The sequence below is a fragment of the Methylocystis rosea SV97 genome (assembly GCF_000372845.1).
Classification (GTDB): domain Bacteria; phylum Pseudomonadota; class Alphaproteobacteria; order Rhizobiales; family Beijerinckiaceae; genus Methylocystis; species Methylocystis rosea.
Window position 1 is genome coordinate 1,495,462 of record NZ_KB889963.1, and the last position, 23,140, is coordinate 1,518,601.

General features: G+C 65.0%; 18 protein-coding genes. 12 read left to right on the forward strand and 6 right to left on the reverse strand.

Features of this window, described 5'->3' with window-relative positions:
* Nucleotides 1–246 precede the first annotated feature (246 nt).
* The 3 genes from amoA (at nt 247) to A3OO_RS0107915 (ending at nt 3,727) form a co-directional block, all read left to right on the forward strand.
* Nucleotides 247–1,005, forward strand: a complete 759-nt coding sequence (gene amoA, locus A3OO_RS0107905) for a bacterial ammonia monooxygenase, subunit AmoA (RefSeq protein ID WP_014892304.1) — start codon at nt 247–249, stop codon at nt 1,003–1,005.
* A gap of 161 nt (nt 1,006–1,166) precedes the next feature.
* Nucleotides 1,167–2,429, forward strand: a complete 1,263-nt coding sequence (gene amoB / locus A3OO_RS0107910) for a bacterial ammonia monooxygenase, subunit AmoB (protein WP_018408664.1) — start codon at nt 1,167–1,169, stop codon at nt 2,427–2,429.
* Between the two features lie 371 nt (nt 2,430–2,800).
* On the forward strand, nt 2,801–3,727 hold the full coding sequence (locus tag A3OO_RS0107915) for a nickel/cobalt efflux transporter (RefSeq protein WP_018407297.1): 927 nt from the start codon (nt 2,801–2,803) through the stop codon (nt 3,725–3,727).
* A gap of 2 nt (nt 3,728–3,729) precedes the next feature.
* Here the strand turns inward: A3OO_RS0107915 and A3OO_RS0107920 are convergent, their stop codons facing one another.
* From A3OO_RS0107920 to A3OO_RS0107930, 3 genes are read right to left on the reverse strand one after another with little or no spacing between them, the layout of a single operon-like run.
* Entirely contained in the window at nt 3,730–4,617 is an 888-nt protein-coding gene (locus A3OO_RS0107920; protein WP_018407298.1) for an SDR family oxidoreductase, read from the reverse strand.
* A 43-nt stretch (nt 4,618–4,660) separates the two neighbouring features.
* Nucleotides 4,661–7,414: a heavy metal translocating P-type ATPase gene (locus A3OO_RS0107925; protein ID WP_026222792.1), complete on the reverse strand. Its 2,754-nt coding sequence runs from the start codon at nt 7,412–7,414 to the stop codon at nt 4,661–4,663.
* Between the two features lie 37 nt (nt 7,415–7,451).
* Complete coding sequence (locus tag A3OO_RS0107930) at nt 7,452–7,937, reverse strand: methyltransferase family protein (RefSeq protein ID WP_026222793.1); 486 nt, start codon at nt 7,935–7,937, stop codon at nt 7,452–7,454.
* Between the two features lie 151 nt (nt 7,938–8,088).
* Between A3OO_RS0107930 and A3OO_RS0107935 the strand changes: the two genes are divergently transcribed.
* The 4 genes from A3OO_RS0107935 to A3OO_RS0107950 are packed head-to-tail and all read left to right on the forward strand — an operon-like array spanning nt 8,089 to nt 11,484.
* A complete protein-coding gene (locus tag A3OO_RS0107935) occupies nt 8,089–8,433 on the forward strand; it encodes a ClpX C4-type zinc finger protein (protein ID WP_018407301.1) in 345 nt (114 codons plus the stop codon).
* Nucleotides 8,434–8,450: 17 nt separating this feature from the next.
* On the forward strand, nt 8,451–9,584 hold the full coding sequence (locus A3OO_RS0107940; RefSeq protein ID WP_018407302.1) for an 8-amino-7-oxononanoate synthase: 1,134 nt from the start codon (nt 8,451–8,453) through the stop codon (nt 9,582–9,584).
* On the forward strand, nt 9,581–10,216 hold the full coding sequence (gene bioD, locus A3OO_RS0107945; protein WP_018407303.1) for a dethiobiotin synthase: 636 nt from the start codon (nt 9,581–9,583) through the stop codon (nt 10,214–10,216). Before A3OO_RS0107940 ends, bioD begins: the two co-directional genes overlap by 4 nt.
* Nucleotides 10,213–11,484 (forward strand): adenosylmethionine--8-amino-7-oxononanoate transaminase, encoded by a 1,272-nt coding sequence (locus tag A3OO_RS0107950; RefSeq protein ID WP_018407304.1) that lies wholly within the window; start codon nt 10,213–10,215, stop codon nt 11,482–11,484. Before bioD ends, A3OO_RS0107950 begins: the two co-directional genes overlap by 4 nt.
* 8 nt (nt 11,485–11,492) lie before the next feature.
* On the opposite strand, the gene A3OO_RS0107955 is transcribed toward A3OO_RS0107950, so the two are convergent.
* The 3 genes from A3OO_RS0107955 to A3OO_RS0107965 all read right to left on the reverse strand — a co-directional run bounded on the left by A3OO_RS0107955 (nt 11,493) and on the right by A3OO_RS0107965 (nt 15,113).
* A complete protein-coding gene (locus tag A3OO_RS0107955; protein ID WP_040573728.1) occupies nt 11,493–13,253 on the reverse strand; it encodes an AMP-binding protein in 1,761 nt (586 codons plus the stop codon).
* 145 nt (nt 13,254–13,398) lie between these two features.
* Entirely contained in the window at nt 13,399–14,403 is a 1,005-nt protein-coding gene (locus A3OO_RS0107960) for a nickel/cobalt transporter (RefSeq protein ID WP_018407306.1), read from the reverse strand.
* Entirely contained in the window at nt 14,400–15,113 is a 714-nt protein-coding gene (locus tag A3OO_RS0107965; protein WP_018407307.1) for a DUF1007 family protein, read from the reverse strand. The genes A3OO_RS0107960 and A3OO_RS0107965 overlap by 4 nt, the downstream gene beginning before the upstream one ends.
* Before the next feature lie 204 nt (nt 15,114–15,317).
* On the opposite strand from A3OO_RS0107965, the gene A3OO_RS0107970 reads away from it, so the two are divergent.
* The 5 genes from A3OO_RS0107970 (at nt 15,318) to bluB (ending at nt 23,016) form a co-directional block, all read left to right on the forward strand.
* A complete protein-coding gene (locus A3OO_RS0107970) occupies nt 15,318–18,833 on the forward strand; it encodes an indolepyruvate ferredoxin oxidoreductase family protein (protein ID WP_018407308.1) in 3,516 nt (1,171 codons plus the stop codon).
* 173 nt (nt 18,834–19,006) lie between these two features.
* A complete protein-coding gene (locus A3OO_RS0107975; RefSeq protein WP_018407309.1) occupies nt 19,007–19,822 on the forward strand; it encodes a cobalt-precorrin-6A reductase in 816 nt (271 codons plus the stop codon).
* Nucleotides 19,819–21,276, forward strand: coding sequence for a cobyric acid synthase (locus A3OO_RS0107980; protein WP_018407310.1), 1,458 nt, complete (start codon nt 19,819–19,821; stop codon nt 21,274–21,276). The genes A3OO_RS0107975 and A3OO_RS0107980 overlap by 4 nt, the downstream gene beginning before the upstream one ends.
* Nucleotides 21,273–22,301, forward strand: a complete 1,029-nt coding sequence (cobD, locus tag A3OO_RS0107985; protein WP_040573730.1) for a threonine-phosphate decarboxylase CobD — start codon at nt 21,273–21,275, stop codon at nt 22,299–22,301. Before A3OO_RS0107980 ends, cobD begins: the two co-directional genes overlap by 4 nt.
* Nucleotides 22,291–23,016 (forward strand): 5,6-dimethylbenzimidazole synthase, encoded by a 726-nt coding sequence (gene bluB / locus A3OO_RS0107990; RefSeq protein WP_018407312.1) that lies wholly within the window; start codon nt 22,291–22,293, stop codon nt 23,014–23,016. The genes cobD and bluB overlap by 11 nt, the downstream gene beginning before the upstream one ends.
* The last annotated feature ends 124 nt before the right edge of the window (nt 23,017–23,140 follow it).

Genomic DNA, 23,140 nt, shown 5'->3' on the forward strand with positions numbered 1-23,140 from the left:
GGCGACGGGCTCCGGGCTTTTCGCGAAAACCAGAGAGCTTTTGCCTGTCGCTTTGGCGAATGGGGTGGCTTGTTGCGGTCGAGAAGGGGTCTTCGGGCTCTGGGGGCGATCGGGCGCGAAGGGCTTTTAAGCGATGCGGCCGGCGGGATCTCCGCCGTCCGGGCGCCGGCGGCGGGAAGGCCTGCCGGAGGCCATAAGGAAAGAACTCGGGCTTTACGGGTTCGAGAAACACCAAGGAGAAGAGTGATGTCACAATCGAAAAGCGGGGGGGCGGTCGGTCCGTTCAACTCCGTCGCCGAGGCGGCGGGTTGCGTTCAGACGGTCGACTGGATGCTTCTTGTTCTTCTGTTCTTCGCCGTTCTTGGCGGCTACCACGTCCACTTCATGTTGACGGCGGGCGACTGGGACTTCTGGGTTGACTGGAAGGATCGTCGTATGTGGCCGACGGTCGTGCCGATTCTCGGCGTGACCTTCTGCGCCGCGGCGCAGGCGTTCTGGTGGGTGAACTTCCGTCTGCCGTTCGGCGCGGTGTTCGCGGCTCTTGGCCTGCTGATTGGCGAGTGGATCAACCGCTACGTCAACTTCTGGGGCTGGACCTACTTCCCGATCAGCCTTGTGTTCCCGTCTGCTCTGATCGTTCCGGCGATCTGGCTTGACGTGATCCTGCTTCTGTCGGGCTCCTATGTGATCACGGCGATTGTTGGTTCGCTCGGCTGGGGTCTGTTGTTCTACCCGAACAACTGGCCGGCGATTGCGGCGTTCCACCAGGCGACGGAGCAGCATGGTCAGCTGATGACGCTTGCGGATCTGATCGGCTTCCACTTCGTCCGCACCTCGATGCCGGAATATATCCGCATGGTCGAGCGCGGCACGCTGCGCACCTTCGGTAAGGACGTTGTGCCGGTTGCGGCGTTCTTCTCGGGCTTCGTCTCGATGATGGTGTACTTCCTGTGGTGGTTCATGGGTCGTTGGTATTCGACGACCAAGATCATCGACACGATCTAAGCCACGTCGCGTGCTGCGGCGCTGAACGGGCGCCGCGGCGGCCTGCAAGAAAGAAGAGCGGCGGACTGGAAGCTTTTTTAAGAGCGAAGGTCCGCTGCGAGAGACAAGACCGGTTGGCGCGCGAGGCGGCGGCCGGGAAGAGGAACCTGGGAGGTTTATCGATGAAAAAGTTCGTCAAGCTCGCCGCGATTGGCGCGGCGGCGGCTGTGGCGGCGACCCTGGGAGCTGTTGCTCCTGCGTCGGCGCACGGCGAAAAGTCTCAGCAGGCGTTTCTTCGGATGCGCACGTTGAACTGGTATGACGTTCAGTGGTCGAAGACGACGGTGAACGTCAATGAAGAGATGGTGCTGTCGGGCAAGATCCATGTGTTCTCCGCCTGGCCGCAGGCGGTCGCCAATCCGCGCGTGTCGTTCCTGAACGCCGGCGAGCCCGGTCCGGTTCTGGTTCGTACGGCGCAGTTCATCGGCGATCAGTTTGCGCCGCGTTCGGTGTCGCTTGTTCCTGGCAACGACTACGCCTTCTCCATCAACCTTCGCGGTCGTCGCGCGGGCCGTTGGCACGTTCATGCGCAGGTCAACGTCGAGGGCGGCGGTCCGATCATCGGCCCCGGCCAGTGGATCGAGATCAAGGGCGACATGAAGGACTTCACCGATCCGGTGACGTTGCTTGATGGCTCGACGGTCGACCTCGAGACCTACGGCATCAGCCGCGTTTACGCGTGGCATCTGCCGTGGCTTGCGGTTGGCGCGGCGTGGATCCTGTTCTGGTTCGTCCGTAAGGGCGTCATCGCTTCTTATCTCCGTGTCGCCACCGGCAAGGTTGATGAGCAGGTGACTGACGACGACAAGCGGATTGGCGCGATTGTCCTGGCGTTGACCATTCTGGCGACGATCGTCGGCTACGCTGTGACGAACTCGACCTTCCCGCGCACGATCCCGCTTCAGGCGGGCTTGCAGAAGCCTCTGACGCCGCTCGTTACGGACGGCACGGCGGGCGTCGGCAAGGAGCGCGTGACGGCCGATCTGAACGGCGGCGTCTACAAGGTTCCTGGCCGTGAGCTGACGATCAACGTCAAGGTCACGAACACGACCTCCGAGCCGCTTCGCCTTGGCGAATATACGGCGGCTGGCCTGCGCTTCCTGAACCCTGACGTGTTCACGACGAAGCCCGACTTCCCGGACTATCTGTTGGCCGACCGCGGTCTGTCGACGGACCCGACGCCGATCGCGCCGGGCGAGACGAAGGAAATCGCCGTGAAGGTGCAGGACGCGCGTTGGGACATCGAGCGTCTGTCTGACCTGGCTTACGACACCGACAGCCAGATCGGCGGCCTCTTGATGTTCTTCTCGCCGACGGGTCGCCGCTTCGCGGCCGAAATCGGCGGTCCGGTCATTCCGAAGTTCGTCGCGGGCGATATGCCCTAAGCGATACTGACGAATTGAAATAAAAAGCCCCCGGCCCATAAAGCCGGGGGTTTTCTTTTGTGGCGGCGCCGCCAAGCCTTACGGTTCGCCGGATGCGCGGCGGTCGCGCAGCAAAGCGCCATGCGTAGCAAACGGCTGCGCACAGAGTTGGCGCCTTCGCGGCTAAATGAAACGAAACGACCGCCTTCGCGCCGTTGGCGCTCGCTGCTTCTATTGCTCTGTTTCTACTGGCGCTTGTTTCATCAAGCGACGCTCACTATAAAATACGGGGGTTGAGGCTGCCTCTAGCCGGCGGCGCATTCGAGCGTCGCTCAGAGGCGGCGCCCCTTCCATCGCCTCGGCATTGCGCTGAGGAGCCCACGGCGAACACGATGTCCGACCTCTCCGAAGTCTTCCGCGCCGGCGCGGCGAACGCCTGGATTTTTGCGCCGAGCGCTGTGGCGTTGGGCGCGTTGCACGGGCTCGAACCGGGTCACTCGAAGACGATGATGGCTGCCTTCATCGTCGCGGTTCGTGGCACGGTGGCGCAAGCGGTGCTGCTCGGCCTCGCGGCGACCATTTCCCATACGGCGATCGTCTGGGCCGTGGCGCTGACCGGGCTTTATCTAGGCGCGCAACTGAACGTCGAAGCGAACGAACCTTATCTGCAGATTGTCTCCGGCGTGTTGATCATCGCCGTCGCTCTTTGGATGATGTGGCGAAGCTGGCGCGATATCGCCGCCAAAGGCGCCGTGACGGCGTCTGCGCGCGAAAGCGGGCTGCTTCCGGCCGGCGCCAGCGCCGCGCATGGCCACCCGCACGACGGCGCGCATGTTCACGGGCATGTGCACGAGCATGTTCACGTCCATGACGGCGGCGTTCCGCATAGCCATCAGGAAGAGGAATTCGAGAGCGAACTCCTGGACGTTGATCCCACCGTCTATGCTGACGCGCATGAGCGCGAACATGCGTTGGATATCGAGCGTCGCTTCGCCAGTCGCCGCGTGACGACGGGACAGATCATTCTCTTCGGCCTGACGGGCGGACTCATCCCCTGTCCCGCATCGATCACCGTGCTGCTGCTTTGCCTGCAGGTCGGGCGCATCGGACTCGGCGCGCTGCTCGTGCTCTGCTTCAGCGTCGGTCTCGCGCTGACGCTCGTGCTTGTCGGGGTGGCGGCGGCGCTCGGCATGCGTCACGCCGCGTCGCGCTGGCCAGGATTGGAAGCGTTGGCGGCCCGGGCGCCCTATGTTTCAGGCGCGATCGTCGCCGCCGTCGGCGCCTATACGATCGCCGTGGGCGCAGCCGCGCTGGCGTAAGGCTATTTCCCCAGGTGAAACGCCGACTTCGTCACCTTTGCGGTGATCGGCGCGTCGAGAAAAAAGTCGAGCACGGCGTCAACCCGGGGTTCGACGGCGTAGGTCGAGAAGTCGGTCATGCCTTCTTCCGCCAGAACGCTGACGTCGATGAAGAAATTGCCGCTGCAACTCTTTGCGGGACGAACCAGAATGGCATGCGCGGCGTCCGCGACGATCTCGGGCTTTCGGGAACGGCGGAGCAGTTCGTCGCCGCCCAAGAGATTGCCGACGGCCGCCGTCGCGATCGCCGTCTCCGGCCACAGCGAATTCACGGCGACGCCATCGGCCGCGAGATCCTTTGCGAGGCCGAGCGTCACGAGGCTCATCCCATATTTCGACATTGTGTAGGCGAGGTTGGGGGAAAACCACTTCGGGTTCAGATCCAGCGGCGGCGACAGCGTCAGGATGTGCGGATTGGCGGATTTGCGCAGATGCGGCAGCGCCGCCTTGCAGCAAAGATATGTCCCACGCGCATTGATCTGATGCATCAGATCGAAGCGCTTCATCTCGAGCGTGTCGATCCCGCGCAGATCTATGGCGCTGGCGTTGTTGACCAGGATGTCGATCCCGCCAAAGCATGAGACGGCCTGACCGACCGCCGCTTCCACCTGATCCTCGAAGCGAATGTCACAAGGAATGGCGAGCGCTTGTCCGCCCGCCGCTTCGATCTCGGCTGCGGCGGTGTAGATCGTGCCGGGAATTCTCGGGTTTTCGGTCACGCTCTTCGCCACGACCACGACATTCGCGCCGTCGCGCGCGGCGCGCATGGCGATCGCGAGGCCGATTCCTCGGCTCGCGCCGGTGACGAAGAGCGTCTTGCCGGCGAGCGAGCGCGTCGTTGTCGGCGTCATCGCGCGCTCCCGCAGTCATTCGTCATGGAAAGCGCGCGCCGCCTCACGCGGCGACCTGCGCCGGATAGCCCGCTTCGCTGATCGCCTTGGCGAGCGCCTGGGCGTCCTTGGGCGCGGGCGTGACATCGACCTTGCCCGTGGCGAGATCGACCTTGACGTCGGCGTTCGGCTCCACGGCTTGCACTGCCTTGGTGACATGTTTCACGCACATATTGCAGGTCATGTCTTGCACATTGAATGTTGTCATTGCTTCCTCCTTGTTGTCTTTTTCCGCCGCTTCCGTTTCGACAGGCGCCGCTTCCGCGCCGGAATCGGCGCTTGCGATGACCGGAGCCTTGAAGCGACGCAGTCGCAACGCATTGGTCAGCACGAAAACGCTCGACAGCGCCATGGCCGCCGCGCCAAACATCGGCGAGAGCAGCATGCCGTTGACGGGATAGAGCGCGCCCGCCGCGACCGGTATGAGCACGACGTTATAGCCGAACGCCCAGAACAGATTCTGCTGGATGTTGCGCATCGTCGCGCGCGAGATCGCGAGCGCCGCGGGCACCTTGGCGAGATCGCCCGACATCAGCACCACGTCGGCGGCTTCGATCGCGATGTCGGTTCCCGTGCCGATGGCGATCCCGGCGTCGGCGGCAGCGAGCGCAGGCGCGTCGTTCACCCCGTCGCCAACGAAGGCGATGCTGTTGGTCTCGCGCAGCCGCTCGAGCGCCGCGACTTTCCCGTCAGGAAGTACGCCGGCGACGACCTCGTCAATTCCGAGTCTCGCGGCGATAGCCTTCGCCGTGCGCGCGTCGTCGCCCGTGATCATCGCGGTCTTAACGCCGAGCAAATGGATCGCATCAATCGCAGCGCGGCTCGTCGGCTTCAGATCGTCGGCGACGGAGAGTATGGCGCCAAGCTTCCCGTCGACCGCGACGTAAAGCGGCGTCTTGCCTTCCTCGGCGAGCCTCTGGGCGTCCTGCGCGAAGGGCGAAGCGTCGAGGCCGAGGGACGCCATGAAGCGCTCGGCGCCAATGGCGACGGTCTTGCGGTCGACGATCCCCGTGACGCCCATGCCGGCGATCGATTTGAAGTCGGCGCAGGGGGAAAGCGCCAGATCCGCGGCCTTGGCGGCGACGACCAGCGCCGCGCCCACGGGATGTTCGGACTGCGCTTCGACGCTCGCGGCAAGCCGCAAAAGCTCGTTCTCGTTCTTGCCGGGCGTCGCGACGAGATCGGTCAGGCGCGGCTTGCCATACGTCAGCGTGCCGGTCTTGTCGAAGGCGATGAGGGTCACGTCGCGCAGCGTCTGCAGGGCTTCGCCCTTGCGAAACAGCACGCCGAGCTCCGCCGCCCGGCCGGTGCCGGTCATGATCGCCGCCGGCGTCGCCAGCCCCATGGCGCAGGGGCAGGCGATGATGAGCACGGCGACCGCATTGACCAGCGCGTAGGTCAGTCGCGGCTCCGGGCCGATCAGCATCCAGACGACGAAGGTCAGCGCCGCGACGGCGAAAACAGCGGGAACGAAGACGGCGGTGACGCGGTCGACCATCGCCTGAATCGGCAGCTTGGCCCCCTGCGCCTGCTCGACCATGCGGATGATGCCGGCGAGCGTCGTATCGGCGCCGATGCGGGTGGCGCGAAACGAGAACGCGCCGGAGCCGTTTACGGTCGCGCCGGTGACGGCGGCGCCCGTCCTCTTTGCCACCGGCGTCGGCTCGCCTGTGACCATCGACTCATCGACATGCGACGAGCCCTGCGTGACCACGCCGTCCGTCGGAATGCGTTCGCCCGGCCGCACCAGCACGATGTCGCCGACGCGCACGTCGTCGATATCGACGTCGACGGTCGCGCCGTCGCGCTCGACGCGGGCGGTTTTCGGCTGCAGCCGCGCCAGCGCGCGGATCGCCTCCGACGTGCGGCCTTTGGCGCGCGCCTCGAGATAGCGGCCAAACAGGATCAGCGTGACGATGACGACCGCGGCCTCGTAATAGACATGCACCGAGCCGGCCGGCAGCACCTGGGGCGCAAAGGTCGCGACGACGGAATAGAGATAGGCGCTGAGCGTGCCCGTGGCGACGAGGGCGTTCATGTCGGGCTGGCGCCGCAACAGCGACGGAATCCCCTTGAGGAAGAAAACCAGGCCCGGTCCAAACAGCACGACGCTGGCGAGCAGGAAGGAAATCTCGCGGATCCTCGCCTCACCGATCACGCCCATCGTCCAGTGATGGACGGCGGGGATCAGATGCCCGCCCATTTCGACCACGAAGACCGGCGCCGTCAGAGTCGCGGCGACGATGAGGCGGAAGCGCAGCGCGCGCATCTCCTCCTCACGCCGCAGCCTCTCGCGATCGGCGCCGCCGGAATCGGTTTCGATCGCGCGAGGCTCATAGCCGGCCTGTGAAATCGCGCGGCGCAGGTGGTCTGTCAGGCCGGGCCCGGCGAGCGCGCGCACGGTCGCGCGTTCGGTCGCGAGATTGACTTTCGCTTCCATCACGCCTGGAACGGCGCTGAGCGCTTTTTCGACATGCGAGACGCAGGAGGCGCAGGTCATGCCGCCGACGCCGATCTCAATCGTCTCGACGACGGCTTCGTAGCCCGCATCCGAGACCGACTTTACCAGTTGCGTCAGATTTGCGTCCGGCGCCAGCGAAACTTCCGCCCGTTCAGTGGCGAGATTGACGCTGGCGGCGTTAACGCCCGGCGTATGCGCAAGCGCCTTCTCGACATGCGACACGCAGGAGGCGCAGGTCATGCCTCGGACGATGAAGTCTAGGCGTTCGCCGCCCGGTAACGGAGTTTGAGCGTTCATACTTGCCGCCTCGTTCACAACGCCCACGCGCAGCAGCTTAAAGCCACCGCCGCGTGCGCGCCATATAGGACCGATAGTCGTCGCCAAATTTGCCAAGAAGATGCCGCTCTTCGGGCTCGATCGCCAGCTTCGTCAGCCCAAAAGCGAGAACTGGCGTTAATAACAGCGTGAAGGGCGAGCCGAGGAAGAGACCAAGTCCAAAGATCAAGGCGACATGCGAGATATAGATCGGATTGCGCGAAAAGCGGAACGGCCCCTCGGTGACGAGAAAGGACGCGGCGCGATGCGGCATGATCGTTGTTTGATGGCGCGAGAGGATGCGAAAGCACCAGACGTCATTGGCCAGCGCGAGGACGACGATCGCTGCGCCGGCGACCTGGGTGATAGAGGAGGAGGCGCGATCGAGGAGCGAAGCGCCTGTCGCGGCGTCGAGCGTCAGCCCGGCCGCCAAGGTCATCGCCATCAGGATCGGCGGCCATGGCATACGGGAGGGGGGCGCGTTTGCGCCGATCTGCGCATTCATCGCGGCTCCTATCGGTGGAAAACGCTTCTCTTTAGATCGCGGTTGCGGGCGCTCGTTTCAAGTGCGCCCTTGTCAAGGGCAGCTTGACGGCGGTCCTGCGGGCTGTCAAGATCGGCTTGACATCCGATCGCCCTGGACATGCGAGAGCTGCATGCTGGCTTTGCCTAAACGTAAACTGCGTTGCTCATTCTGCAAGAAGTCCGAGACGCAGGTCGCGCGGCTCATCGGCGGCGCCGCCGGGGGCTATATTTGCGAAGATTGCGTCGGAGTCTGCAACACGATTCTTGACGCCGCGCCTTCGCCGTTCAAGAGCTGGGACGACCTCACCGACGAGCAGCTGTTGATCTCGATCAAGGCGAGCGAGGCCAGCGTGGCGGCGCTGCATTCACTCATCCACGCGCAAGTCGCGGCGCTTCGCAAACGCGAGGTGAGCTGGACCGCGATCGGCAAGGTCCTGGGCGTTTCCCGTCAGGCCGCCTGGGAGCGTTTCTCCTGATCGAGCATCGATCCTCCATGCTTGAGCGCTACGCGCAAGATCTTGCGAGCCTCGCCGCGCGCGGCAGGCTGCGCGCGCTCGCTTCGCGCGCCGGACTGGATTTCGCGTCGAATGACTATCTGGCTTTCGCCGAGTCGCCGGAACTCGCCGCGGCCGTGACGGCGGCGCTCGCGCGCGGCGTTCCCGTTGGCGCTGGCGGTTCGCGGCTGTTGCGCGGCAATCATTTGGAGCATGAAGCGCTGGAAGAGGAAGCGGCGCGTTTTTTTGGCGCGGAAAGCGCGCTGTATTTCAGTGGCGGCTTTACCGCCAATGAAGCGCTGCTCTCCACGGCGCCGCAGCGTGACGATCTCATTCTCTATGACGCGCTCGCGCACGCCAGCGCCCATGAGGGCATGCGACTGTCGCGCGCGCCGAATGCGAAATTCCCTCATAATGACGTCGACGCCGCCGAGGACGCGATCCGCGCCTGGCGCGGAAAGGGCGGAACCGGGCAGATTTGGATCGTCGTGGAAAGCCTTTACAGCATGGACGGCGACAAGGCGCCGCTCGATGATCTCTATGCGCTCGCCGTGAAGAACGACGCCTTTCTCCTGATCGACGAGGCGCATGCGACGGGGGTTTATGGACCGGGCGGGCGTGGACTCGCCGCGCGTTTTGAAGGCGCGGAGAACGTCGTCACGCTGCATACGTGTGGCAAGGCGCTGGGAGTCGCGGGCGGTCTCCTTTGTCTGCCGCGCATTTTGCGGGACTTCATGGTCAACCGCTGTCGCCCGTTCATTTTCGCGACTGCGCCTTCGCCTGTTATGGCCGCTTGCGTGCGCGCGGCGCTCAAGATCATCGAAGCGGCCGACGATCGGCGCGCCGAGCTGATGTCGCGCATCGATTTCGCCGGCGCCGAGCTGCGGCGCCTCTGCGCGATCGAACCCTCAGGCTCCCAGATTCAACCGATCGTCGTCGGGGACGATATCCGCGCAACGACGTTGGCGTCGCGCATGCAGGCGCATGGCTATGACATTCGCGCCATTCGTCCGCCGACCGTGCCGGACGGCTCCGCTCGCTTGCGCATCGCGCTGACGCTCAATACGAGCAAAGATGACGTCGCGCGCATGGTCGCGCATCTTGGCGCAGAACTCGCGAGGCTCGAACCATGAACCGCCGCTTCGTGATCGTGGGAACCGATACGGACGTCGGCAAGACTGTCGTCTCCGCCGCGCTCGTCGGCGCACTCAACGCCTGTTACTGGAAGCCGGTGCAGTCGGGCCTCGATGGCGAGACGGACTCGCAGATCGTCGCGCGGCTTTCGGGCGCGCCGGCCGCGCATATTTTCCCAGAAGCCTGGCGGCTGCGTCGACCGGCCTCGCCGCATCTTGCCGCGCGCGACGAGGGCGTCGAAATCGACGCCGCCGCGCTAAACCCGCCGCCATGCGACGGTCCTCTGATCATAGAGACGGCCGGCGGGGTGCTGACGCCGCTCAGCGACCGCGCGCTGACCATCGACGTGCTCGAACGCTGGCGCTTGCCGGTCATACTCGTCGCGCGCACGCGCCTTGGCACGATCAATCACAGCCTGCTCACGCTCGAAGCCTTGCGCAGACGCGGAATCTCGATCGCCGGAATCATTTTCGTCGGCGACGCCGACGCCGATGCGCAACATTCGATCGAGACGATCGGCGGCGCGCGCATTCTCGGCCGTCTGCCGAAGCTCGATCCTCTGAATAAAAAGACGCTCGGCGCGGCGTTTAGCGCCGCGATCGCGCGCGACGCTTTCGGGAGCTGCGCATGAGCATCGTCACTGACTCTCCGGTCTGGCGGCCGTTCACGCAGCATGCGCTGCAGCCCGGCGCCTTCAAGATCGCGCGCGCCGAAGGCGCCTGGCTCGAAGCCGAAGACGGCACGCGCTTTCTCGACGCCATTTCGTCCTGGTGGGTCATTACGCACGGCCACCGCCACCCAGCCATCATGCAGGCGATCCGCGAAGAAACCGAGCGGCTCGATCAGATCATCTTCGCCGGCTTCACCCATGAGCCTGCGGAAGCGCTGGCGCGGCGCCTTGTGGCGCTGACGCCGCCGGGACTCGACTACGTGTTCTATTCCGACAGCGGCTCCACCTGCGTCGAAGTGGCGATCAAGATGGCGCTCGGCTTCTGGCGCAATCGCGGCGAAGCGCGCACGCGCATCGTCGCGCTCGAACACGGCTATCACGGCGATACGATCGGCACGATGTCCGTCGGCGCGCGATCGCCCTTCAATGCGCCTTACGAGCCGCTGCTCTATGAGGTCTCGCGCATTCCCTTCCCCTCGCGCGGGCGCGAGCAGGAGACGCTCGACGCGCTGGAGCGCGCCTGCCGCGACCGACCCGCCGCCCTGCTGGTCGAGCCGCTCATTCTTGGCGCGGGCGGCATGCTCTTCTACGGCGCCGATACGCTTGCGGAGATGCAGCGCATCTGCGCGCAACACAGCGTGCTGTTCATCGCCGATGAGGTGATGACCGGCTTCGGCCGCACGGGAACGCTCTTCGCCTCCGAGCAGGCGGGCGTCGTTCCGGACATCGCCTGCTACGCCAAGGGCCTCACCGGCGGCGCGCTGCCGCTCGCCGTCACCATGTGCAAGCGCGAAATTTTCGAGGCGCATCTATCGCCGGAGCGCGCGCGCGCCTTTTTTCATTCGAGCTCCTACACCGCCAATCCGATCGCCTGCGCCGCGGCGCTCGCCAATCTCGACGTCTGGGCGACGGGCGAACCCGCCGCCCGCGTCGCGGCGCTGTGCGACATGCAGGCGACGCGGCTTGCGCGCTTTGCGTCCGATGCGCGCTTCTCCAACGTCCGCCAGCTCGGAATCATCGCGGCGCTCGATCTCAATATCGTGCAGGGCGGCTATCTGGCGACGATCGCGCTCGATCTGATGCGCTTCTTCAACGCGCGCGGACTTCTGATGCGTCCGCTCGGGCCGACGATCTATGTGTTTCCGCCATACTGCGTCGAGGCGGCCGAACTCGATCTCGTCTATGACGCGATCAGCGAGGCGGTGGATTGCTTCGGCGGCTCTACGTAAAGCGATCGTTAGCCTTTGAGTTCGGTGCGCACGCTCGTGCCGCGCCCCTCATCGGCGACGGTCTTCTTGCGCGCGAGAAATTCGTCCTTGAGCGCGCGCCGCAAAATTTTGCCGACGTTGCTCTTGGGCAGGCTCTCGCGAAATTCGTAATAGCGCGGAACCTTGTAGCTTGTCAGTTGCTCATGCGCGAAAGCGCGCAACTCTTCGCGCGTGAGGCTCGGATCGCGCGCCACGATGAACGCCATCGGCGCTTCGCCGGAATGTTCGTTCGGCACGCCGATGACAGCCGCTTCCTTCACCTTGGGGTGTTCGGCCAGGACGGATTCGACTTCGTTCGGATAGACGTTGAAGCCCGAGACGAGGATCATGTCCTTCAGTCGATCGACGATCTTGATGAGCCCGTCCGGCGCCATCACCGCAATGTCGCCAGTTTTGAGAAATCCATCGGCGGTCAGGGCTTGCGCGGTTTCATCCGGCCGGCGCCAATAGCCGCCCATCAACTGCGGCCCCTTGATGCAAAGTTCGCCGCGCTCGCCAAGGGGAACGGGCTCGCCATCGGGCGAGCGCACCGAGATCTCCGTCGATGGCACGGGGTAGCCGATCCCGCCGGTGAATTCTGCGATTGTCGGCTTGTTGATCGTGACGATCGGCGATGTTTCCGTCAGCCCATAGCCTTCGACGATCGGCTTTCCCGTCAACGCCTTCCACTTTTTCGCCACCACCTCTTGAGTCGACATGCCGCCGGAGATGGTCAGAAGAAGTTTGGAATAGTCGACCGAGCGGGCGGTGGAATGGTCGGCGATCGCCGCGTAAAGCGTGTTGACGCCGGAGAACAGCGTGAACGTCGATTTGCGTAGCGTCGCGATCAGGCCCTTGATGTCGCGCGGATTGGCGATCAGCAGGCAGCAACCGCCGGTCTTCACCACAAGCAGCAGGCAGGCGGTCAGTCCGAAAATATGGTAGAGCGGCAGCGCCGTCACCATGATCAGCGGCTTGTTTCCGAGATAAGGCTTCAGCCAGGCCCAGGATTGCTCGACATTGGCGGCGACATTGCGATGCAGCAGCATGGCGCCCTTGGCGACGCCGGTGGTGCCGCCGGTGTATTGCAGAAAGGCGATGTCGTCCGGCCCGATTGGCGGCGGCTTAAGCGTCTCCTCGCCGCCCGCCTGCAACACATGCGCGAAGCCGACGCAGCCGGGCAGCCGATAGGCGGGGACCATGCGTTTGATCCAGCGCGAGACGAAATTGACGATCAGTCCGCGCAGACCCATCAGGTCTCCGGGCTTCATGATCACCGCACGTTCGACTTTCATGTGCGGCCAGGCGGCGGCCGCCGTATGCGCGAAGTTTTCGAACACGAACAAGAAGCGCGCGCCGGAGTCGTTCAGCTGGTGCTCGAGCTCATGCGGCGTGTACAGCGGATTGACGTTCACAACGACGCCGCCAGCGAGGAGGACGCCAAAGAGCGTCGCCGGATAGGCAAGGACGTTGGGCGACATGATCGCGACCCGATCGCCTTTTCTTAATCCGCGCGTCTGCAGCCAGGCGGCGACGGCGACCGCCGCGCGGCCGAGTTCCTCGAAGGTGAGCGTTGCGCCGAAACTCTCCATCGCCGGCCGCTCGGCGAATTTCGCAACGCTCGCGTTGAAAATATTGACCAGCGTCGAATAGGAAGATTCGTCGATGTCCGCCGGGACGCCAGCGGGGTAGGACGAGAGCCAGGGCCGCTTGACGTAGGGGTCCTCTCGTTGTTGTTCCGCGCTTGTCATGTCGTCCTGGACCTCCACGAGGCGGCGTCGATCTCGCAGTGCGAATCGTCTGCTCCGCCTATGTGCTTTTATCCAAGATAGCGCGTCTCGCGTCGAGTGAGGCCACTCCTGCCGCAATCATTATGTTGCGTCGCCGCGAGCGGCGTCACGCCGTCCCGGGTGGCGCCAGCCCGAGGCCGAAGAGCAGCGAAACGCCGAGCGCCAGAACGAGGATTGCGGCGATGAACTCGCCGCCGCGGGCGATGATGACCGCGCGCCGTGAATCCTTCGCGCCAAACCGCACCGCGGCGCTCTTGGCGTAAACAGCCGTCGCGGCGAGGGCGCTCGTTGTAATCGCCGTTCCCGCCGACATGGCGATGACCGCCGCGGCCCCGGCGGCGAAAAGCCCCTGCGACAGGGTGAAGACCAGCACCAGAATGGCCCCCGAGCAGGGGCGCAGGCCGGCGGCCACGACGGTCGCGGCCGCGTCGGCGAGGCGAAACTTTGGTCCTCCCAATGTCGAAGGGTCCGGCGCGTGGCGGCAGGTCGCGTCATGCACATGCGTCGGGTCGTCGATGGCCTCGCAAATGAAGCCGCGCGACGTTGGGCCGATTGCAGGCATGCGGACGGCCGCCGCGAGCGCGCGGCCTTTCACCCAGGCGAGCCGCGCGCCTAGCGCCGCGACCGCCGCATAGCTCGCAAGCTCGATAAAGCGGGTCGCGTCGTTCATTTGACTCGCGGTCGCGCGAAAAAACACCGCCGCCGCGCCGACGACGGCGATCGCGACAAGTCCCTGCAGCAGCGCGGCCAGCGCCGCAAGCAGCAGACCGCGGCGCAGCGCCGTTTCATTGGCGAGCATGTAGGATGCAAGCACCGCTTTCCCGTGGCCGGGACCGGCGGCGTGAAAGGCGCCATAGGCGAAACTTGCCGCGGCGAGCGCGAAGAACGCGGAAGGATCGGTCTTCAGCGCGCGGACGGCGGCGTGCAGCTCAGCGTGGAACTTGCTTTGCCAAGCCAGGATCAGCCCTGCGACGCCCGTCGCCGCAGCGGTCGACTCCTGCGCGCCGACCGCAAACGGATGGCGCGGCGCGCCCCAGGCCGATGAAGCGGCGATCGCGGCCAGCGTCGCGGCGGCGACGCCGAGCCAAACCGCCCTCTGCCCAATCTTCACGGACAGGCCACGATCGCGCGCGTCGCCAGCTTCATGCCGAAATCGGCTCCCGGCGACATGTTCTGAAAGAACGCTTCGCTCAGTTTCTGGTTTTCATTCGCCATGAGCGGCGCAGGTTCGACGAGGCTGAGCGAGCATCCGGTCGGCGCTCCCGCGAGCGTCACGGGATCCTTCTTTTCCAGTCCGAAGGAGACGAAATAGGTCGGGTCATAGACCTGAAAGGAGAACGGCTTCTTCGCCGCGACCGGCGTCTGCAGCGGCAGGAAGAAGCGCAGCGTGACGATCTTCTTGTCATTGGCTTCGAGCGTCACATTCTCCGGCTCCTTGAACGCAAGCTTGGCGCTGTTCTGCTTGGCGAAGGTGAAGAACTCGAATTCGGCCAGCGACTCGACGTTCGTCCTGGCGAGCGGCGCGAGTTCTTCCCGGGTGGGCGGCTTGCCGTCCTTGCCGAGCCCCTGTACGGCATAGGCCGAATACATTTCGTCGAACTCCCAAGCGTGTTGAACGCCCGAGATTTTTCCGTCTGGCGCGAATATGACCTCGCTGCGCACCGCCACCCAGACATGGGGGTGCGCGAAAGCCGCGCCGATCCCCAGCGCCGTCGTCAAAAGAATGAGAATCGAGTTTATTTTCAGCTTCATGCGAGTCTCGCGCTTAGGCGGCGAAGGCGGCGAAAACGCGGCGCAGGCTCCCGCTTCGAGCCTGTGCATGCTAGCAGATCCGTCCTTGAAAAGGCGCTTCCGTGTGGCATAAGGTGGCGGAATAGAATCGGCGCTAGTGGGGCGCCTCTGCGGCGGAAGGCCGCCCGGCTGGGTCTTTGAACCGGATTCGTTCGCGGGTTGATCCTTGCTTTTAGCGTCTGAGCGCAAGAGTCCCAAGCGCGCTTCGCCCCGATTTCTCGCAGGAGAGCAGTAATGGCGGACATCGCCGCCGGCGACGCAAAGACCGGCTCCGCCTTTGCCGAGGCGTCGCTCTCCGATCGATTTGATCTCGACAGGTCGCGCGTTCTGATCACCGGCACCCAGGCGATCGTGCGCATGCTCCTGATGCAGAAGGAGGCGGACCGCCGCGCTGGACTGAACACTGCGGGTTTCGTCACCGGCTACCGCGGCTCGCCGCTCGGCGGCGTCGACGCGCAGATGCACAAGGCCAAGGCGCTCTTCGACGCCAATAATATCTTGTACATGCCCGGGCTCAACGAGGATCTCGCCGCGACCGCCATCTGGGGCGCGCAGCAGGCCGAGATGCGCGGCGAAGGCAGATATGACGGCGTCTTCTCGCTCTGGTACGGCAAAGGTCCCGGCATCGACCGCAGCGGCGACGCCTTCCGCCACGTCAATCTCGCCGGCACGTCGCGCTACGGCGGCGCGCTGGCGCTCATGGGCGACGATCACACCGCGGAATCCTCAACCACTGCGCATCAGTCGGATTACCATTTCGTCGATGTGATGATCCCGATCCTGTCGCCGGCCGGCGTTCAGGAAATCCTCGATTACGGGCTTTACGGCTTCGCCCTGTCGCGCTTCGCGGGCGTGTGGGTCGGTCTGAAGCTCCTCAAGGATACGGTCGAGTCGACGGCCTCGATCGACGGCTCGCTCGACCGCATTCGCCCGATCGTCCCCCCATCTTTCTTCATGCCGCCGGGCGGCCTCAACATCCGTCCTGGCGATCCGGTCCTTTCGCAGGAAGCGCGCATGCAGGAGAGCAAGCGCGACGCGATGCTCGCCTTCATCCGCGCCAATCGATTGAACCGCATCATTACCTCCGGCGGCGCCAATCCGAAGATCGGCGTCATCACCGTCGGCAAGTCCTATCTCGACGTGCGCCAAGCGATGGACGATCTTGGCCTCGACGAGGTGAAGGCGAACGATCTCGGTCTGCGCCTATACAAGATCGCCGCGCCCTGGCCGCTGGAGCCGCAGGGTCTGCGTGAATTCGCCCGCGGCCTCGACCTCATCATCGTCGTCGAGGAGAAGCGCTCGCTCATTGAAGTGCAGCTGCGCGAGGAACTGTACGGCGCGCCGCATCAGCCGCTCTGCATCGGCAAGAAGGACGAGCGCGGCGAATGGCTGTTCCCGGTCAAGGGCGCGCTCGATTCCAATGACGTCGCCATCGCCATCGGCCGGCGGCTGTTGAAATATCATTCGCTCGACGAGCTAGAGGCGCGCGTGCGCCGGCTCGAGAAGCTGCAGGATCGACGCCGGACGATGACCGACGTCACGGTCCGCGTGCCGCATTTCTGCGCCGGCTGTCCGCATTCGACGTCGACCCATGTGCCCGAGGGCTCGCGCGCCTATACCGGCATCGGCTGCCATTACATGGCGCAATGGATGGACCGCTCCACGGAAGGTTACACCCATATGGGCGGCGAAGGCGCGAACTGGATCGGCGAGGCGCCGTTCTCGACGCGCAAACATATGTTCCAAAATCTCGGCGACGGCACCTATAATCATTCGGGGTCGCTCGCCATCCGCTTTGCGGTCGCGACCAACACCAACATCACCTTCAAGATTCTCTTCAACGGCGTCGTCGCGATGACTGGCGGCCAGAAGCATGAAGGCGAGCTGACCGTCGAGACGATCGCGCGGCAGGTCGCAGCCGAAGGCGTGCAGAAGATCGCGCTCGTCTCCGATGAGCCTGGCAAATATGCGCCGACGATCGGCTGGCCGCCGGGCCTGACGATCCATCATCGCAATGTCCTCAATGAGGTGCAGAGCGATCTGGCGCAAACGGACGGCGTCACCGTCCTCATCTATGATCAGACCTGCGCGACCGAAAAGCGTCGCCTGCGCAAGCGCGGGCTGATGAACGATCCGGATTCGCGCGTCATCATCAACGAACTCGTCTGCGAGGGCTGCGGCGACTGCGGCACGGCGTCGAACTGCGTCGCGGTGCAGCCGGTCGAAACCGAATTCGGCCGCAAGCGGCGCATCGACCAGTCCGCCTGCAACAAGGACTTTTCCTGTCTCGAGGGGTTCTGCCCGAGCTTCGTCACCGTACATGGCGGGCGCATGAAGAAGGCGCCGCTGCCCTCGACGCAGGACGACGGCGGACTGCCGGCGTTGCCGGAGCCTGCGATCGCCGAGATCGGCGCCGTCCCCTACGGCGTTCTCATCGCCGGGCTTGGCGGCACCGGCGTCGTCACGGTTTCCGCCATTCTCGGCATGGCCGCGCATCTCGAAGGCAAAGGCGTCGGCGTCATCGATATGGCCGGCCTCGCGCAGAAGGGCGGGGCGGTCTATTGCCACGTGAAGATCGGCCGCACGCCGGCGGACGTTCACGCCATCCGCATCGCTGCGGGCGAAGCCGATCTTCTGCTCGGCTGCGACCTCGTCGTCGCCGGCGCGAAACAGGTGCTCGCCGCCGTCGAGCAGGGCAAGACGGCGGTGCTCGTCAACAGCGCCGAAGTGTTCCCCGGCGATATCGAGCGCAATCCCGACTTCGTGCTGCCTTCGGAAGAGATCAAGCAGGCGATCCGCCGCGCGGGCGGGCCGGAGTCGACGTTCATCGACACCACGGCGCTCGCGCAGGCGCTGCTCGGCGACTCGATCGCCGCAAATATTTTCATCCTCGGCTACGCGTGGCAGAAGGGCTATCTGCCGCTGTCGGAAGCGGCGATCCTGCGCGCCATCGAACTGAACGGCGAATCCGTGCCGATGAATCAGTCGGCCTTTCTGTGGGGCCGGCGCGCCGCGCATGATCTGAGCAGCGTGCTCGCCACCGTTAAGTCGCTGCGCCAGCCCAATGGCGGTCGCGAGAAAGCGAAGACGCTCGAGGACATCATCGAGCGTCGCGCGGCTTTTCTCGTCGGTTACCAGAACGAAGCCTACGCCGCCCGCTATCGCACTCGCGTCGAGAAGATCGCGAGGCTCGAAGCTGCGCGCGCGCCAGGCTCGCGCGAACTTACCGAGGCGGTCGCCCGCTATCTCTTCAAGCTGATGGCGGCGAAAGACTATTATGAAGTCGGACGGCTCTACACGGACGGCGCCTTCCAACGTCAGCTCAAGGAAACTTTCGAGGGCGATCTTCGCCTCGAACTGCATCTTGCGCCCAACTTCCCGTCCCTTCAGCGCAAGACCGACTTCGGCGGCTCGCGCAAGATCACCTTCGGTCCCTGGATGTTCAAGGTGCTGCGCGTGTTGGCGCGGATGAAGAGCTTGCGCAACACCTGGTTCGACGTCTTCCGCTTCGACCACGACCGGGTGGTCGAGGGCAGGTTGCTGAAGGATTACGAAGCGCTGCTCGACGAATTTGCCGCTTCGTTGACGCGGGAAAACCATGCAAGCGCCGTGGCGTTGGCGCGCGTGCCCGAATACATCCGCGGGTTTGGCCACGTCAAGGCGCGCCACATCGCGGCGGCGGACGCCGAGCGCGAGCGGCTCATGGCCGAATATCGCCAGCCAAGCGCGGTGAAACTCGCCGCCGAGTGAGCCCCGCTCCGAACGATGCGGCGATATAAAGCTCAGTAGCCGGGGCTTCCGGGCTGTCGTTCCCGGCGGACCGAAGGTCCGACCGGGAATCCAGTATCGCGATAAGCGTCGGGATTCCCGATCGCGCTTCCGCGCGTCGGGAATGACACCCACGAAGCGATCAATCAGTTCTGATGCGCGTAAAAGGATCGGTGGACATTGGCGTGACAGTTTCGCTTTCGTCATCTCTTCTTTCTTCGTATGCCGCGCACCCGCATCGCCGCGCGCTCGTGCTCGGCGGCTCGAGCGAAGCGCGCGAGCTTGCGACGCGTATCGCCGCCGACCCGCGTCTCGACGGCGTCATTTCGCTTGCCGGCCGCACCAGCGCGCCACTCGCGCATGATCTGCGGGCTCGCGTCGGCGGCTTCGGCGGCGTTGAAGGATTGACGCGCTATCTCATCGAAGAACGCATCTCGCATGTCGTCGACGCGACCCATCCCTTCGCCGCGCGCATCTCCGCCAACGCCCGCGCCGCCTGCGCCGTCGCCGGCGTGCCGCTGCTCGTCCTGACACGCCCGCCATGGGTCTCTGCGCAGGGCGATCGCTGGATCGACGTCGACGACAACGCCGCAGCGGTAAGCGCGCTCGGCGTCGCGCCACGCCGGGTCTTTCTTGCGATCGGCCGGCAGGGCGTCGCCGATTTTCGCGCCGCGCCACAGCACGACTACCTCCTGCGGGTGATCGAACCGCCCGACTCCGATGACCTGCCGCCCTCCTACGAGGTGATCTTCGGCCGCGGTCCCTTTGCGCTCGCGGATGAGATCGCGCTGATGCGCGAGGGGCGCATTGAGATCATCGTCACCAAGAACAGCGGCGGCGCGCTCGCCTACGCCAAGATCGAAGCGGCGAGGATGCTCGGGCTTGACGTTGTTATGATCGCCCGTCCGGCAGGCGCGGACGCCGCGACGACGCATAGCATCGACGCGGCGATGGCTTTCCTCGCTTCATGAGCCGCACCCTGATGATCCAGGGCACGGGCTCCGACGTCGGCAAGTCGCTGCTCGTCGCCGGGCTCGCGCGCGCCTTCGTCAATCGCGGCGTCAGCGTCGCGCCTTTCAAGCCGCAAAACATGTCAAACAACGCCGCGGTCACGGTCGACGGCGGTGAGATCGGCCGGGCCCAGGCCTTGCAGGCACGCGCCGCGCGGCTTACGCCTCGCATCGACATGAATCCCGTGCTGCTCAAACCGCAAGGCGCCTCGGGCGCTCAAATCATCGTGCAGGGACGCGTCGTCGGCCAGGCGAAGGCGCGCGATTACCAGGATTTGAAGCCGCGCCTGATGCAGCCTGTGCTCGAGAGCTACGCGCGGCTGAAAGCTGAAGCCGAGCTTGTCATCGTCGAAGGCGCCGGCAGCGCCGCCGAAATCAATCTGCGCAAGAACGACATCGCCAATATGGGCTTTGCTCGCGAAGCCGACGTTCCGGTTGTGCTGGTCGGCGACATCGACCGCGGCGGCGTCATCGCCCAGCTGGTCGGCTGCAAGGCGGCGTTGGACGATGACGACGCGGCGATGATCGAAGGGTTCATCGTCAACAAGTTTCGCGGCGACGCCTCGCTGTTCGACGATGGCCTGCGCTTCATCGAAACGCGGACGGGCTGGCGCTCGCTCGGCCTCGTGCCGTTTTTTGAGGCCGCGGCGCGGCTTCCGGAGGAGGACGCATTCGGGTTGCGCATGCGAGGCCAGGATCAATGCGATGGCGTGACGATCGCCGCGCCGCTGCTGCCGCACATCGCCAATTTCGACGACCTCGATCCCCTGAAAGCCGAACCCGGCGTGCGCGTGGTCTTCCTCAAGGATCGGGAGCCGCTGCCGCCGGAAACGCAACTCGTTGTGCTGCCGGGCTCGAAAGCGACGATCGCCGATCTGGCGGCGCTGCGAGACAATGGCTGGGATATCGACATTCTCGCGCATGTGCGACGCGGCGGGCGCGTTTTCGGCATTTGTGGCGGCTATCAGATGCTGGGCCGCGTTATCCGCGATCCGCTCGGCGTCGAAGGCGCCGCCGGCGAAGCGCAGGGCTTGGGTCTCCTCGATGTTGAAACGACGCTGACGGGAGAAAAAACGCTGGCCCCGGTCAGTGGCCACGCGCCGATTTTCGCCGCGCCCTTCTGCGGCTACGAAATGCATGTCGGCGCAACCACCGGTCCCGACTGCGCGCGCCCGGCGCTGCAACTGGCGGATGGGCGCGCAGACGGCGCGATCTCGCGCGATGGGCGTGTGGCGGGCGCCTATGCGCATGGAATCTTCGCGGATGATTGCTTGCGCGCGTCGCTGCTGCGAACGCTCGGCGCGCCGCCATCTTCGCTTCGGTATGAAGATTCAATCGAAGAGACGCTCGATGCGCTGGCGGCGCATTGCGCGCAGCATATCGATCTCGACGCGCTGTGGGAGATGGCGCGGTGACGGCGCATTCCGCAATCGGCGCGCCGCTGGTCGTGGCGCATGGCGGGCGACTCGACGCCGCGCGCCGACTCTATCCCAACGCGCCGCAGCCCTGGATAGATCTGTCGACGGGCGTCAATCCGCGCGCCTATCCGCTGCCGCCGCTCGCCGATGATGTGTTTACGCGGCTACCCGACGATGACGCTTTCGCCGCGCTCGACAGCGCCGCGCGCAAGAACTATGGCGCGCCCGCCGGAGCCGACGTCGTTCCAGGCGGCGGCGCGCAAGCCTTCATTCAGATGCTTCCGCGCGTATTCCCGGCCGAACGCGTCGCGATCCTCGGCTTCACTTACGCCGAGCACGCCGCCTGCTGGGCGGCAATGGGCGCGCAGGTCGATACGGTGGAAACATTGGACGCGCTTGCGAACGCCGACGTCGGCGTGATTGTCGCTCCCAATAATCCTGACGGACGCACCGTTGAGCCGCAGGATATTTTATCCGCCGCCACGCAGATGTCGCAACGCGGCCGTCTGCTGATCGTCGATGAATCCTTCATGGATTTCACCCCGGAACGCAGCGTCGCGCGTTTCACGCATAACGACGGCCTCCTTGTGCTGCGCTCCTTCGGCAAGGCTTACGGGCTTCCCGGATTGCGGCTCGGCTTCGCGCTCTGTTCGCGTGCACGCGGGGCGAAGCTGCGCGCCGCGCTCGGGCCATGGGCCGTGTCCGGTCCAGCGCTCGCCATCGGCGCTCGCGCGCTTGCAGATGACGTATGGCGCGCGAACGCCGCGCGAGCCAGCGCGGGCGACGCTGCGCGCCTCGACGCGCTTTTAACGCAGGCCGGTTGTCACATCATGGGCGGAACGACGCTGTTTCGGCTGGCGGCGCATCCGCAGGCCTCTCGCTGGTCCGCGCATCTTGCCGCGCGGGGGATATTGACCCGAGCCTTCGCCGAAAGGCCAAACTGGCTGCGGTTCGGTCTGCCGCCAAATGAGCCCGCCTGGGCGCGGCTCGCCGCGGCGCTGGAGAGCGTCGATGGCGACTGAGGCGCCGAACAAGCCGGACGAGAAGCCAGCGGAGCTGGCGCCCGCCGCGCCCTTCAGCGAGGCCGAGCGCGCGGCGATCTATCGCGTCATCCACGCGCGCCGCGACGTGCGTGACGAATTCCTTCCCGAAGACGTGCCGCGCGACGTTCTGCTGCGCATCCTCGACGCGGCCCATCATGCGCCCTCCGTCGGCTTCATGCAGCCCTGGAACTTCATCGTCATCCGGGACGTCGAGAAACGGCGCGCCGCCTATGCGGCCTTTCAGCGCGCCTGCGAAGCCGAGGAGCAGGCGCTGGAGCCGGAGCGTCGCTCGCTCTATCGCAGCCTCAAGCTGCAGGGCATCGTGAAGGCGCCGCTCAATATCTGCGTCACCTGCGATCGCGCGCGGTTCGGCGCGACCGGGCTCGGACGCACGCAGCAGCCCGACACCGATATTCTGAGCACCGCCTGCGCTGTTCAAAATCTATGGCTTGCGGCGCGCGCCGAAGGCGTCGGCGTCGGCTGGGTGAGCATCGTCAAGGATGCCGATCTGCGCCAGATCTTTAAAATTCCTAAAGAGATAGCCATCGTGGCCTATCTCTGCGTCGGCTATGTCGCGCAGGCCTATAAGCTGCCGGAGCTCGAAGCGAAACGCTGGGCCTCGCGTCTGCCTTTGGAGAATCTGATCTTCGAGGACAGCTGGGGAGAACTGGTCGCTTCCACAAACCCGCCTTAAATAACTGAAAGGCTGAGCCCGGCTTCCCTGTGGACTCCTATCGCCAACGTGTTAGCCTCACTCATCTTTTGGCGTGATGTTAAGGGTTGGCGCGTTAGGACTTCCAGGATAGTCGAAGCTCCAT